Origin of the sequence: Ruegeria profundi (genome assembly GCF_049800715.1) — a bacterium.
In the GTDB taxonomy this organism is placed as follows: domain Bacteria; phylum Pseudomonadota; class Alphaproteobacteria; order Rhodobacterales; family Rhodobacteraceae; genus Ruegeria; species Ruegeria profundi_A.
In genome coordinates, this window is the sequence record NZ_JBNAFO010000028.1 from 1 (window position 1) to 13,781 (window position 13,781).

A 13,781-nucleotide genomic window follows, 5' to 3' on the forward strand; every position below is an offset into this window, starting at 1 on the left:
AAGGGCTGTCATTTCCCTAAGGATGCAGTTTTGTACGCTGTTTACTTCTATCTGCGGTACACGGTGTCCTATCGTGACTTGGAAGAGATCATGGCTGAGCGCGGTGTGCGAGTTGATCATGCCACATTGAATAGGTGGGTTGTGAAATACTCGCCGATCGTCGCTGCTCGTGCGCAATCAAAGAAGCGTCCAACACTGAGTTCATGGCGCATGGACGAGACCTATATTCGTGTTCGCGGCAATTGGGTGTACCTCTATCGGGCCGTCGACAAAGCTGGGAATACTCTTGATTTCATGCTGTCTGAGCGCAGGAACCGTCCAGCAGCAGCAAGGTTCTTTGGCAAAGCGCTATCGACGAATGGAATCCCGAGCAAGATCGTCATCGACAAAAGCGGCGCCAACGCGGCGGGCATTCGAGAGGTGAACAGGATCCTGAAGCGGTTCGGCTGCCTAGCCAAAATCCAAACGGTCAGGTCCAAGTATCTGAATAACCTGATCGAACAAGATCATCGGTTTATCAAGCGTCGCATACGGCACATGTGCGGGTTCAAATCGTTCAGATCCGCATCAGCTACTTTGGACGGTATCGAAGTCGCCAACATGATCCGGAAGCGGCAATTCTCAAGCGATAAGACTTCCGGCTTTCAGCTATTCGCCGAGATCGCAGGATAGGTGTATCCAGTAAGTCGCTGACTTTGGCCTTTCCAAATGTTTGCGACACATCCTTGTCTGTTTCATCGTCATTGACGGTCGAGACCTCACCAATCAGAACATCCCCACCTTCGCCCCAGAACGCGTGCCAATCACCAGGGCGTAAAGTGACGCTTTCACCGGGCGCCAAGCGCAGTTTCTCACCCGGACCAAAGTTGTGGCGGATGCCGTCTAACCAGACCACACCGCCACAGTCTTCTGCAAACCCACCGGTATCATCCGAGCCGTAAAGTTCCACGACCAAAGTTGCGCCGCCGCGGTTGATGATATCTTCGGCTTTCAGAACATGCGTATGCGTAGGCGACAGCTGATCCTGCCGTGATATCAACAGTTTCTCGGCGTAGCACATGCCACCGCCCTTGGCTAAGTCGCTCTGTAGACCGTTACGCAGCGTAAAGAGAAACAGGCCCATCCTATCAAAATCACCGTCACCATAGTCAGTGATATCCCAGCCGCAACGCGCGTCTATGACGTGTCGGGCGTCACGTTCGCGTGCCTTGAACTCCTCGGGTGTCCAATAGGCGAAAGGTGGCAACGTGAAACCGTGAGAGCGAATTACGTCGTCTGCATGCGCCATAATCTCGTTGATGCGCGAGCGTTTCATGCGGGAACTTTTTGAATTTTAAGGGTTTCGATTACCATTGCAGCCGTCCAGGTGAAGTCTCCGCCACCACACGGTTCGCCGCTGATCGGATCATAGTATTCCGCAAAGCCACTTTTCTCGATCAGACGCATGCTATCTGCTAATAGACGTTGTGCCATAGCCTCTTGGCCCGCCAGGATCAGACCATCGGCGATCATATAGTTCACAATGAGCCATGATGGTCCTCGCCAATAGCGCCTGCTGTCAAAGGAGCTATCCGCAGGATCATGACTCGGCACCAAGTAAACACACCGCTGGGACAACAAGTTGATCCTTGCCACCAAAGCTTCAGCACGTGCAGTTGGCACTTGTGCAAACGCCGCAAGTATTCCGCCGACCGTAGGCGTGTCCTGCAAAATTCCCGCAGCGCGGTTGTAGCATGTGTATTGCCCAAGCTTTGGGTTCCAAAGACTTTCCATCGCCGCACGACCCTTTGCCGCCATCGCACGTGCTTCAAGGGCCATATCGGGATCACCTATGAGTTCGGCGAGCTCCGCGACATCGTCGCAGGATCGTATCAGGATGGCATTAAACCCCGGATCAACAAGGCGGAAAGGCGAAGCGTCATGAAGTAGTGCGTTGTCCCAACCCAAACGTCGAAAGGTTTGGACCAACCAGATATACCTTCGGTACTGCTCGTCCGTCGGACGATGATCAGGGTTGGCGTGTGTTGTATCGCGCCGTGTAAATGATGCAACCCCCTCCATGGGAACGCCTTCTAGCGCCTCGTCCCAATCTACTGAATTATCTCGCCCAGATTCCCACGGGTGGATGATCGCAACGAGACCAGAGGCTTCGGGATCACGATGCTCGTAAAACCATTTATGCCAGGCATGAATCTTGGGCAGTAGATTAGCAAGCCGCCTATGCGCTAGAACTTTGTCTTCCGAGCGATCAAAAATCTTGCGCAAGGCAAAGCCAGCGACGGCTGGCTGCGTAATACCTGTCGTGGGTACGTCTCGGTTTGTTCCCCAAACGTCGGGGCCAGGGAAATACCCATCATCAGGTTCATGGAAAATGATATGGGGCACCATACCGTCGGCCCATTGATGAGCCATTAAGGTCTCGATTTCGACCCATGCCCGATCAATATCGTAGTGTGAAAAGCCAAGCGCAGATAGAGCGCTGTCCCAATTCCACTGGAAGGGGTAGAGACCATGGGTGGGCACGGTGTAGCTGCCCCGGTCATTTCCGTCCATGACTTTGCGGGCCTGATCAATCAGCGCTTGGCTCATTGTGCTTCTCCTTTAGGCGACGGCCAAAGTGGTTTCTGGGTCAAACCAACGCCCCCTGCCCTCTTGGGGCGCCAGCGTAAGTACATCGCCGGGCTTCACGCTAAGCTCACTGTCCAGAACAGCGCGGAACTGGTGCCCGTCGACATCACAGGTTACCAGCAGATGTGCGCCCAAGGGCTCAACAACCTTGGCGCGTGCTGCAAAGCCTGCATCCGTGATGCGCAGATCTTCCGGGCGAATGGCCCACTTCAGATTTTTGCCACTTGCCGGTCCATCAAAGCTCTGTCCCGCCACTGTCCAGCGACCAGAGCCCGCAGCTTCAGCGGGGAGGAAATTCATCGGTGGATTGCCGATAAAACTGGCCACAAACTCGGCCGCTGGATCCCTATACACCTCGATAGGCGAGGCTGCCTGAACGATTTTGCCCTGATGCATAACGCTTATCCGGTCAGCCATTGACATGGCTTCGACCTGATCGTGTGTCACGTAGATGGCGGTGGTTTTGCTTTCGGCCAAAACACCTTTTAGCTCAGCCCGCATTTCCATCCGCAACAGTGCGTCGAGGTTCGAAAGCGGTTCGTCCATCAGGATCACATCAGGTTCCATTGCCAACGCCCGGGCAACCGCCACACGCTGACGTTGTCCGCCTGACAGCTCGCCCGAATAGCGCTTTAAGAGCTGCTCGATATGCATCAAACCAGCGGTACGCTCGACCCGGCGCTTGACCTCGTCATCAGGCAGTTTCTGCATCCGCAGACCAAAGCCAATGTTCTCGAACACCGTCAGGTGTGGAAAGACCGCATAATTCTGGAACACCATCGAAATGCCGCGATCCTTGGGCGATAGGTGATCCACACGACGCCCTCCAATCCAAACTTCACCGGTAGTAGCTGTCTCAAGTCCGGCGATGATACGCAAAAGAGTAGACTTACCACAGCCCGAGGCCCCAAGAAGAACCATAAATTCCTGGTCTGCGATGGTCAGGTTGATGTCGTGAAGAGCTTGGTAAGACCCAAAGCTCTTGGCGACGTTCTTGATCTGAATTTCAGCCATAACAGTTTCCTTTCAGCCACCGCTCAGCGGTTGGCGATGCCCCACATGGCAAAGAGATATTTGCGCACAGCGAAGATGAAGATCAGCGCAGGCACCACGAGGATGAAGCCGCCTGCGAATTTCAGGTGCAACGGAGCTTCCCCCAATGTCTGCAATAGGAACGCGGGAAGCGTCCGGTTCTCGATGGTCAGCACGGCGGCCGCGAATACTTCGTTCCAAGAAATCACGAAGGCAAAGATCGCCGAGGCCGTGATACCTGGCAGCACCAAAGGCAGGATCACCTTGGTAAATGCGGTCAAACGCGTGCAGCCCAATGTCCAGGCAGCTTCCTCCAGCTCCAACGGAATGCCCGAGAAAAGCGAGAAGGTGATCAGCACCGCGAACGGAATCGCCAGGGTCGTGTGCACAAGAGACAGGCCAAAGGCTGTGTCATCCAGCCCGGTGCGGATAAAGAGAACCGCAAGCGGAAGCGCCAGAAGCGGAAGCGGGAAAGCCCGCGTCAGCAAGATCAGCAGCCGGAACAGCTCTTTCCCGCGAAACTCAAACCGAGAGAGGGCGTAGCCAGCCGGCGCTCCGATGGTGATTGACATCACCATCGTCAGCACTGCAACCACCACCGAGTTCCACAAAGCCATCAGCATCCCCTGGAACCCCATGAAGAAGTTTATGGATCCCATATTGAACTCCGGAATGAAGCTTTTCGGGAAGCTGTTCACCGTTTCCGGTGAAGACATCGTGTTCACGAACAATAGGTAGAGCGGTACGATCACCCAGGCACACAACAAGATCACTCCGGCCCGGTAGATCCCCCTGCCCGCCTTGCGGGCGTCAGGGGCTACAACATCAGCTACAGCGGTCATATCGTTGCTCCTTTCGGGACACGTAGTGCGCGCATGATGAGCAGAGTAAAGACGATCGAGATGATCAGAACGATGATCGCCAGTGCAGCTGCTCCACCGCCATTTTGCAGGTCAAATTGGTAGGCATAGATTTCGCCCATGAGCACCGGGAAGAGCGTGCCACCGAGCGCTGCGACCACTGCAAAGACTTCAAAAGCCAGAATGACGCGCAGGATCAATGCTGTTTGCAGCGAAGGACGCAACATTGGCAGGGTGATCCGTGTGAATTGCTTCCACCGGGAGGCTCCAAACACATCGGCGGCCTCATAATATTCTTTCGGGATCAAACCGATGCCCGCCACCAGGATCACAAGCATGATCGCGGTCGCGCGCCAAATCTCAGCCAGCATGATCGCTAGGAAGACGATCCACGGGGATTGATAGCTAAGCAAGCTCACAGGTTGGTCCGTGACACCAAGTCCCACCATCATCGAGTTCAGGAAACCCGATTGCTCGAAGATCGCCAACCAGATGATACCGGCGGCAAGGTCAGAGATGCCAAGCGGTATGGTCCAAATGTACAGGACCAGATCGCGGCCCTTTTGCATCTTTGTAACCATCGTGGCCATCAGAAGGGACAGTGCCAGCTGGATTGGCACGACAGCGGCGGCCAGAAGGAATGTATTCTTCATCGAAATCGGGAACTTCCAGTAGCTCACAACCTCACGAAAGTTATCCAGTGAAAAACCGTTCTCAGTTCCAAACGCCTCCTGCGCAACCAGCACAAACGGGTAGAGGAAAAATAGACAGAGAAACAGGGTCACCGGGAGGATCAGAAAGTATGGCAATAGCCGCGCTTCCATCGGACCGCTCCTTAGAATTGGGAAAATGCTGGGAAATGGGCCGCCGTCAAAACGGCCCAGCTATTTGTTTGGATTTATTCGACGGGACATGGGCCGTCTGAAGGCGCATCAGGGGCCCAGCAGGGAGCGCCAGTTTCGTTCATGATCTTTTCAAGCTGTTTCTTTTGATCTTCCAGAACCTGTTCGATGGGTTGCCCCGCCAAAACAATGCGCTCGAACGTGTCCACATAGACACGGTTGAAATCACCACCCATGCTGCCCAAACCTGCAGGCAGCAGTCCAGGATTGGCGTCTGCTGAACCGCTCATTGTTGCAACTGCTTCGCCTGCTGCCTTGACCGAAGGCGGCAGATCGTCTGGCAGTTCAACATCAACCACGGGGAAGAAGTTGGTTGCCTTTAGGGTTGCGATCTGCGTCTCAGGCTGCATCAGAAAAGTTACCAGAGCTTTCGCGCTTTCGGCATCTGGCGCGGTACGCGGGATGGCAACACCTGCCAGAACAGGCATGAAACCGCGACCAGTCGGACCCGCAGGTGCCGGGAAGGCAACGAAGTCGTCAGGGCGCTCGTTGAAGGCTTGCGCCAGACGTGAGGTGTGATCAAAAACGATCCAGGCATCGCCATTCAACAGCTGTTCCTGCATGAAAGAAAAGTTGGTCGATGCAGGGTTTGTGTGGCTCCACAGTTCTTTGAATTTCTCCCACGCCGTCACGGCCTCCGGCGACGCAAAAGTACGCACAACACCATCTGTGTAGGACGGATAGAGGTAGCCCTGGAAGAACCGGTGCTTCAGCCCCTTGGGACCCGCAGGAAAGCCGAATTTTTTTTGGCCGGTCGCTTCTTCAACATTGGCCGCCCAGGCAATCAATTGGTCATAGGTCAACGCATTAATGTCAGCACCGTCAGGCAAGTACTGCAGCGCTTCGGTGTTCGCGGCCATGATATAGCTCGCTTGCATCCAGGGCATGTAGTGAAGGCTGTCGGTTCCAAGCTTGGCCAGGTCGTTAAAAGTGTCTGAGGCCGACGTGACGCCCAGATCGCCGAGATCCATCAGGTCTTCGGGGTTCATCGCTGAGAAGTTGCCATGCAAGGACCCCAGCAAATCAATGCTGCCCGAACCAGCTTGCAACTCGGCTTGCAGACGGGTCAACCACGGCCCATCTTCGTTCGGCTGGTAATCAACTTCGCCATCAAAACCGCCGAGGACCTCGGTCCGCATCGCCTGCGCTTCTTCAGCAGGTCGGGCCTGCGTCGACCAGAACAGAGTTTCCGCTTGTGCGGCAGCGGCACCAACAAGCATGGCAACACCGGATACGGCACCCGCCAGTTTCGAATGAATAGACATGTTTTCCTCCGTTATGCCTGAGGTTGACCGAAAACTGGCAACCTCCCTCCCTCGCCGACGAACTTGGATTAGCCTATGGCGAATGGAGGCACTATGATACAACGTTATATCACGAGTCAAGTCTGAGATCATTTCGTATTCGTTTTAATTTACTTGATATTTTTTTAGCCTCCTGCAATTTTAAAAGAACGTTATATCTAGAAACTGCTGCCACGATGAAAAAGCCCACCCTATCCAGCGTTGCCAAAGAAGCGGGCGTATCGGTTCCCACCGTCAGTCAGGTGATGCGCGACACCGGTCGGATTTCAGAGAAGACACGCCAGAAAGTCCTGAGCGCAGCGAAGCGACTGCGCTACGTTCCAAACCATGCGGCGGCCACCATGCGGTCAGGTGAAAATCGCGAAATAGGGTTTATGCTTAACACCCTGGCAAACCCGTTTAATTCTGAAGTAGTCAGCAGCGCTGTAGACCTTCTTGAAACTGAAGGTTTCATGGTTTCGATTCTCGATGCGCAAGACGAACTTCAACGCCAGGCTCGTCTTATGGAAGCGTGTATCAGATTCGGTCGAGGTGGATTGATATGGGTTCCGGCGATCGACACAAACGAAGAATCATTAGAGCTTATAAAGGCTCATAGCGTACCCACGGTCACCTTCATGCGAAAGGTATCAAAGTCTCTTGACTACGTCGGCGTTCTGAACACCGAAGCTCTGAGTCAAGCCACCCAGCATTTGATCGACTTAGGGCACAGGCACATTGCCTATTTTGGCGGTACCGAGCAAACATCAGTACGTGAAGAGCGTATATCGGGATACCTAGACGCACTTAAGCAGCTGGATGGCGTTCAGCCAATTGTTTGGCCTTGTGAGGAGAACAAGCGCGCCGGTTTTGACGCAATCGCTGCACTCCGCAAGCAGCACCCCGAGGTGACAAGCATCGTCTGCAATGGTGATGTTGCCGCACTTGGAGCTTGCTTGGGATTGATCCGGTCCGGATTAACGCCAGGACAGGAGTTTTCGGTCGTGGGCTTCGATGACATCGAGGATGCCAGTATCTCTACCCCTGGCCTTACTACCATGGCGATCAATCCCAAAATGCTAGGCACGCGCTTGGCCGAGATCCTGCTGGACCGAATGCGTACACCAAATCTCCCCGTTCGGCATCTCGAATACTCCGCAACGCTGAAAGTGCGAGAAACTTCAGGAGTCGTGCCCAACCCTTAAAAACGTTTCAGCTCAGACTGTTACAGCAGCAGGTCGATACTCGTACAGCGCGTGGAACGAAGGATTAGTTTGCGTTGCGTTGCACCCTGGCATATCGACATCGTTTTCCCTGTAGTTATCGAACAGCCTTATGTCAGATGGAAACAAGAAAAAGCACTCAAGGAAGGTTGGCCAAAGGGTAACAACCATTGCAGACCTGTCCGAACATACTGGACTTTCCAAGAGCACCGTCTCACGAGCACTTTCCGGCTATTCCGACATATCAAAGGAAACAAAGCAAAGAGTACAAGATGCTGCGAAAAAACTTGGTTACCATCCGTCAGCAATCGCCAGATCCATTAAGACAGGTACGAGCCAGTCTGCAGCCATTATTTTGCCGCAGTGGTATGAGGAAGCTAATGCACTAGCAACGCTCGAATTGATTGAAGGGATTAGCAATGAGCTCCTGTCAAACGATTGGACGTTGACTGTTTGTTCGACGAACGGTCTTGATAGTCTCTCAGAAATTCAGCGCCTAATCATTCAAGAAAAACGCGTCGATGGTTGCATCATACCCGCTCCGGCGACTAACGATTCGCGCATTGAGATGTTAACTGAATTTGGGGTGCCTTTTGTCACCTATGGCCATGTTGACGGCTTAGACAGCCTGTATTGCGATGTCGATATCGATGGTTGTATCGCAAACTCTTTGTCCATTCTTAAAGACAGCGGACATACCAGAATTGCGTTTGTAGAGCTCAATAAAAACAATATCAAACCCGATCATTGGTTGCATGGCTTCCATCGGTCGATGAGCCAATCTGATTTGACCGTAGTACCAGGCTTTCAGAGTAACGGCAGTTCAAGCGTGCAAGATGCTAAACAATTTGCTCAAGTCCTGCTGTCGTCAAGCAACCCCCCAACCGCTTTTCTGTGTGCAAGTGATACGGTTGCCTTCGGGGTGTATGCGGCGTGCCGAGAACTCGGGATTCCAGTTGGTGATCAAGTCTCGGTAATTGGATTCGGAAATCACACTTTGATCGATTGCATCTCCCCTGGATTGACGAGTTATTCGGTCGACTACCGAAAGTCTGGTTCCAAACTGGCAAACCTGCTCTTGGACCATATACAAAATCTGGACGCCCCTAGGTGCGGGTATCTCGAAGAAGCAGTCCTGGTCCGTCGAGAATCTGTGGGGCATAGGGATTCAATTGCAAGCTCTTGAGTAGAAGGGGAACCACCAATATTGCTTGGAGATCAGTTTTTATGCCAGCCGGGTTAGGAAGCAGTAGGGTTGCTCGGTTCCGCAACGATCTCAATATTGGTGGTTCTCTGCCAGAAAACGCACAAAGTGCACGGTCAGATTCTCGCGCCGTGACTGATCTGGCCACACCGCATAAATCCCGAGTGGGCGCAGCCTCCAATCGGGCAGAAGTCGTGCAAAGTTTCCCGATCTCAAGCCACGTTCGGCCAGATATTGAGGCAACACAGTAACACCAAGGTTCTGTTGTGTTAGATGGTGTAACGCATCAACGTTATCGACCTGGATCTGAGGGTTACCTGCCACCTTCGCGATCCTTCCGTTTCGAGCGATAAACTCGATGGTGTCAGACCGCTGGGCATAGCTGATCCAATCCCAGTCCTCTAAATCATTGGGTTGCTTTGGCTCAGGTCGAGACGCAGCATATTCAGCGCCAGCAACAAGAGCTCGGTCAATTTCACCCAGTTTTCGAGACATCATCGAGCTGTCATCAAGCCAACCTACCCGAATATTCAGGTCAAACCCGTCATCGATCAGATCTACAGGATGATCGGTAAACGACAGAGACAACGCCACATGCGGGTACTGTCTTGCAAATTCACCCATGGTGGTCAAAAGCTCTGACGACGACATGAAGGCCGGTACAGAAACTCGAAGCGCGCCAACAGGCTCAAGCGACAGCGCGTTCAACTCATTCAAACCGGTTTCAGCGCTTCGTATCATGTCGACCACACGGGCATAGAACACTCGGCCTTCATTGGTCAGCGCTATCTTGCGTGTTGTGCGATAGAGTAAAGTAGCACCCAGAAAGTTCTCAAGTTCCGTTACCGTTTCGCTGATGCGTGACGGCGCCAGGCCAATACTTTTTGCTGCCGCGCGAAACGAGCCCTCATCCACGACGCGGGCGAAGATAGCCATATGTCTAAGATGCTCAATCATTGTTCGGCTAAACAGAACTATCTTATCGGAGTTTAGACAATTTTCATAACAGTGCGGCGAAAATATTTTGTGTGCAAGTCAGACGGAGCAAACCGATGCAACTGCACGCGACATTTATTACTCAACGGGGCGGGCGGTATATGGCGGCCTTGTGTCACCATTTCGGTCGTAAGGTTGAAGCATGTTGCGACGAGGATACCGGCTGGGTGAAATTCCCATTTGGTCGATGTGACCTCAACCAAGATGCTTCGGGTCTGCACGTGTTGGTCAGCGCAAGTTCTCAGGCGAACCTAGAACGGGTGGTTCAAGTAGTCACCAATCATCTCGAACGTTTCGCATTCCGTGAAAACCCGGAATTGGAATGGATCCACACCGCGGGAATGCAGCCCGACACCACGAGTGAATTCACCCCTCATCCTTAAATTGGAGCATCACATGACGATCAAAAACCTAGCGCTTTCGGCCGCATTCGTTTCAGTTGCAGGTGGAGCAATGGCGGACGACACCGCGACCGTGCAAAAATTCTATGATTTGCTTAGCAATCCAACGTCACAAGATCACGTGGCAGCCTTTGAGGCGTCAGTCTCTGAAAATTGGGAAAGCATCGGCGACTATTCAGGGTCCAGCAAGTCCAGCGAAGCCTTCCTAAGCCAAATCGGAGGTTTCGGGAAACTGATTCCGGATCTTGAATGGTCTGTACAAGCCATGCATCAGGCCGGGGATTTCGTGACCGTCCGCAGCCGCGCCACCGGTACGCCTGTTGGACCAATGTTTGGTGTCGACGGTGAGGGCCGGAGCTTCGACATCATGACAATCGATATCCACGAATTGAACGACGGCAAGATCATTCGCTCTTACCACGTCGAAGACTGGGCGGGTGCGCTGCAGCAACTCGCGGGTCGATAGTCTGACAATCAATTGAGCTCCGGTTCTGAGCAATTGGACAGGACGTCTTGAAGGGAAAATGGACATGGAACGTAGAAATGCTTTGAAGGTTCTGGGGCTCTCTGCTTTGGCAACCACCCTGGGCAATCAGGTGACTGCCGCTGATGGTGATGCGGACACGCAGTCAAGTTTTGATACCGTGATGGCATTCATGGGCGCTATGGGTAGCGGCGACATGGAGAGCATGGCCAACCTTATGGCAGATGACATGGTATGGCACAACGAAGGTGACACTACATTGCCTTGGGTAGGCGGCGCCGAGGGAAAAGAGGCGATTTTTGAGTTTCTCAGTGTATTCTCGTCAAACTTTGAAACCACAATGTGGGAAAATACCGACGCTTTCGCGTCCGGCGACACTGTCGCGGTTTTCGGTAAGATGAACGGGAAAACGACAAAGTCCGGCAAGGACATCGGCGAGTTTTCCTTCGCGCTTCGCGCCAAGGTTCGCGACGGGCAAGTCGTCTTGTGGCATTGGTTCGAAGACAGTTTCGCGGTCAGCCAAGCCTATCATGGATAAAGCTTGTCAAAAGGAGATTGGATCATGGAAGTTCACCGCCTGATTTGGACAGCTTCCTTTGTTTGCACCTTCGGGGCTTCCCACGCACTGGCCGACATCACGAACTTGCCAATGCGTGAGACACCAATTCCGCGGACAACGGACGGCGTCCCTCATGTTCAGATTGGCGTAAAGCCAGTCCCCGAGTTATCCGAAGCCCTCCTAGGAAAGGTGTCGGAATTGCCCGGTGTTGAGATCAGGCAAACGGTCGTGTCCTTGCCAGGAGCGTTGGGCTTTTGGATCACTGAAGATACAAAGCTGGCCCGACCGGACGTCATCGTCGGCGGTCGCGAGTTTGCCCACATACATCCCGACGGCAGCCTTCATGCGTCCCTGTCACCGGCGCTCGCTAAGATGGCAGCCGAAAAAGGATGGGCCGTCAGCCATCCCTGGGCAGATCAAAGACCAGGTTGGGGCGGCTTTGTCATGATCTTCACGCCGATGAACACGGACGAATTGGAAGTGGTTTTTGATCTGGTCCAGGCATCATACGAGTTTGTGACGGGCCTGGGCTTATCATCAAACTGAATTGACCCTCTGTCCCTTCAATCTGAAGTGAAGAAACTAGCCGCGCGAATTTTCGACGGAACACTGTTATTGACAGGTTCAAACTAGAACGTGGACGCTCCAACAATGAGGTTCTCAGTGCTTAGGCAAGTATTAAACTCTCGTTACTTTGTTGTCCGTTGTCAGGGGTTTTGGGACGGATGGCGGCGTGATCTAAGAGAGTATCTGTCTCATCTGGTTAGATTGATTATGCGGCGGTTTTGCGGTGAAGCAAGCGCCGGGTTTCGATAGTCTTTCGTTTGATCCTTTCTCGTTGTTTTAGAATGGTCTGCCCGCGTCCGAAGTAGACATCAGCGGGCGTGAGGTTTTGCAGGCTCTCGTGATAACGCCGGTGATTGTAGTGCTCGACGAAGGCGTCAATCTGCTGCGTGAGATCACCGGGCAGATAGTAGTTTTCCAACAGGATGCGGTTCTTGAGCGTCTGGTGCCAGCGCTCGATCTTTCCCTGAGTTTGCGGATGGTATGGTGCCCCTCGAACATGATCCATTTTCTGATCTTCCAGCCATTCGGCAAGCTCACCAGAGATGTAACTGGACCCGTTGTCGCTGAGCAGACGTGGCTTGTGCAGCACCGTTGCCTGATCACAGCCTGAGGCGTGCAGGGCGAGGTCCAGTGTGTCGGTCACATCCTCGGTCTTCATCGTCGTGCAAAGCTTCCAGGCGATGATGTAGCGGCTGTAATCGTCCAGGATCGTGCTGAGATAGAACCAGCCCCAGCCGATCACCTTGAGATAGGTAAAATCGGTCTGCCAGAGTTGGTTCGGTCGTGTTGTCTTGTCCTGGAACTCGTCTGCGGCTGACAAAACCACATAGGCTGGGCTGGTGATCAGATCGTAAGACTTGAGGATGCGGTAGACCGAAGCCTCTGACACAAAGTACTTTTCTGTGTCAGTGAAGCGAACAGCCAATTCACGCGGGGAAAGCTCACTTTCCTTCAGAGCCAGATCCTTGATCTTCTCGCGCACTGGCGTGGGAATGCGGTTCCAGACCCGTGACGGCGTGGGTCTACGATCTTCAAGCGCCTCGGGGCCGCCGACGAGATATCGGTCGTACCAGCGATAGAAGGTGGTCTTCGGAATGCCCAGCTTCTCCAAAGTGCGCTTGGTCGGCAGATGCGATTGCTCAACCAAGCGGATGACTTCCAGTTTTTCGGATGCGGGATATCTCATGCGTCGTCGTCCCCATCCGCGATCATGCTTTTTTTGAGCAACCGCAGTTCAAGAGCCTGTTCGGCAACCACCTCCTTCAGATCACGGGCTTCCCGTCTCAGATCCTTCACTTCGGTGGAAGTTGCCGCGCGGGCCGTGTCGCCTGCCAGACGTTTCTTGCCGGCCTCCAGAAATTCCTTGGACCAGCTGTAATAAAGGCTCTGCGCGATGACCTCACGACGGCACAGCTCTGCAATGCTGTCCTCGCCTTTTAGGCCGTCCAGCACGATCCTGATCTTCTCTTCTGCGGAATACTGTTTGCGGGTCGCACGGCGAATGTCCTTTACGACCTTCTCACCGTGGCTCTGCTTGGTTCCGGGTTTCTTTCTCATCTCCACTCCTTGGCGGTTACGATGAGCCAGAAACCCTCTCTTATCAAATCGACCTAAACTGTCCCATTGGCGCTGACGTCAGACA

General features: G+C 53.4%; 15 protein-coding genes. 7 read left to right on the forward strand and 8 right to left on the reverse strand.

Annotated elements, in window-relative coordinates; translation table 11 throughout:
* The coding region (locus tag ACP15L_RS22660) for an IS6 family transposase (RefSeq protein ID WP_425085864.1) at window positions 1-672 on the forward strand (672 nt) is incomplete at its 5' end.
* Here ACP15L_RS22660 and ACP15L_RS22665 read toward each other — a convergent pair.
* The 6 genes from ACP15L_RS22665 to ACP15L_RS22690 form a co-directional block, all read right to left on the reverse strand.
* Window positions 572-1,315, reverse strand: a complete 744-nt coding sequence (locus ACP15L_RS22665; protein ID WP_425085865.1) for a D-lyxose/D-mannose family sugar isomerase — start codon at window positions 1,313-1,315, stop codon at window positions 572-574. The two genes, ACP15L_RS22660 and ACP15L_RS22665, sit on opposite strands and share 101 nt — an antisense overlap.
* A complete protein-coding gene (locus ACP15L_RS22670; RefSeq protein WP_170556210.1) occupies window positions 1,312-2,589 on the reverse strand; it encodes an MGH1-like glycoside hydrolase domain-containing protein in 1,278 nt (425 codons plus the stop codon). The genes ACP15L_RS22665 and ACP15L_RS22670 overlap by 4 nt, the downstream gene beginning before the upstream one ends.
* 12 nt (window positions 2,590-2,601) lie before the next feature.
* Entirely contained in the window at window positions 2,602-3,642 is a 1,041-nt protein-coding gene (locus ACP15L_RS22675; RefSeq protein ID WP_170556211.1) for an ABC transporter ATP-binding protein, read from the reverse strand.
* Between the two features lie 23 nt (window positions 3,643-3,665).
* Window positions 3,666-4,502 carry a carbohydrate ABC transporter permease gene (locus tag ACP15L_RS22680; RefSeq protein ID WP_170336599.1) on the reverse strand — a complete coding sequence of 279 codons (837 nt, stop codon included), beginning with the start codon at window positions 4,500-4,502 and terminating at the stop codon, window positions 3,666-3,668.
* A complete protein-coding gene (locus ACP15L_RS22685) occupies window positions 4,499-5,344 on the reverse strand; it encodes a carbohydrate ABC transporter permease (protein WP_170556212.1) in 846 nt (281 codons plus the stop codon). The genes ACP15L_RS22680 and ACP15L_RS22685 overlap by 4 nt, the downstream gene beginning before the upstream one ends.
* Window positions 5,345-5,418: 74 nt before the next feature.
* Window positions 5,419-6,687: an ABC transporter substrate-binding protein gene (locus ACP15L_RS22690; RefSeq protein WP_170556213.1), complete on the reverse strand. Its 1,269-nt coding sequence runs from the start codon at window positions 6,685-6,687 to the stop codon at window positions 5,419-5,421.
* Between the two features lie 23 nt (window positions 6,688-6,710).
* On the opposite strand from ACP15L_RS22690, the gene ACP15L_RS22695 reads away from it, so the two are divergent.
* A complete protein-coding gene (locus ACP15L_RS22695) occupies window positions 6,711-7,910 on the forward strand; it encodes a LacI family DNA-binding transcriptional regulator (protein ID WP_425085866.1) in 1,200 nt (399 codons plus the stop codon).
* 130 nt (window positions 7,911-8,040) lie between these two features.
* Window positions 8,041-9,114 carry a LacI family DNA-binding transcriptional regulator gene (locus tag ACP15L_RS22700; protein ID WP_170663358.1) on the forward strand — a complete coding sequence of 358 codons (1,074 nt, stop codon included), beginning with the start codon at window positions 8,041-8,043 and terminating at the stop codon, window positions 9,112-9,114.
* A 90-nt stretch (window positions 9,115-9,204) separates the two neighbouring features.
* Here the strand turns inward: ACP15L_RS22700 and ACP15L_RS22705 are convergent, their stop codons facing one another.
* Window positions 9,205-10,068 carry a LysR family transcriptional regulator gene (locus ACP15L_RS22705; RefSeq protein WP_425085867.1) on the reverse strand — a complete coding sequence of 288 codons (864 nt, stop codon included), beginning with the start codon at window positions 10,066-10,068 and terminating at the stop codon, window positions 9,205-9,207.
* A gap of 116 nt (window positions 10,069-10,184) precedes the next feature.
* On the opposite strand from ACP15L_RS22705, the gene ACP15L_RS22710 reads away from it, so the two are divergent.
* The 4 genes from ACP15L_RS22710 to ACP15L_RS22725 all read left to right on the forward strand — a co-directional run bounded on the left by ACP15L_RS22710 (window position 10,185) and on the right by ACP15L_RS22725 (window position 12,118).
* Window positions 10,185-10,511, forward strand: a complete 327-nt coding sequence (locus tag ACP15L_RS22710; protein ID WP_425085868.1) for a DUF2218 domain-containing protein — start codon at window positions 10,185-10,187, stop codon at window positions 10,509-10,511.
* A gap of 13 nt (window positions 10,512-10,524) precedes the next feature.
* On the forward strand, window positions 10,525-10,995 hold the full coding sequence (locus ACP15L_RS22715) for an ester cyclase (RefSeq protein WP_170663356.1): 471 nt from the start codon (window positions 10,525-10,527) through the stop codon (window positions 10,993-10,995).
* A 64-nt stretch (window positions 10,996-11,059) separates the two neighbouring features.
* Window positions 11,060-11,551 carry a nuclear transport factor 2 family protein gene (locus tag ACP15L_RS22720; RefSeq protein ID WP_425085869.1) on the forward strand — a complete coding sequence of 164 codons (492 nt, stop codon included), beginning with the start codon at window positions 11,060-11,062 and terminating at the stop codon, window positions 11,549-11,551.
* Window positions 11,552-11,575: 24 nt separating this feature from the next.
* Entirely contained in the window at window positions 11,576-12,118 is a 543-nt protein-coding gene (locus ACP15L_RS22725) for a luciferase family protein (protein ID WP_425085870.1), read from the forward strand.
* A gap of 226 nt (window positions 12,119-12,344) precedes the next feature.
* On the opposite strand, the gene ACP15L_RS22730 is transcribed toward ACP15L_RS22725, so the two are convergent.
* A protein-coding gene (locus tag ACP15L_RS22730; protein ID WP_425084199.1) for an IS3 family transposase occupies window positions 12,345-13,696 on the reverse strand; the annotation gives its coding sequence in 2 pieces (ribosomal slippage) (window positions 12,345-13,360 and window positions 13,360-13,696; 1,353 coding nt in all).
* Window positions 13,697-13,781: the final 85 nt, after the last annotated feature.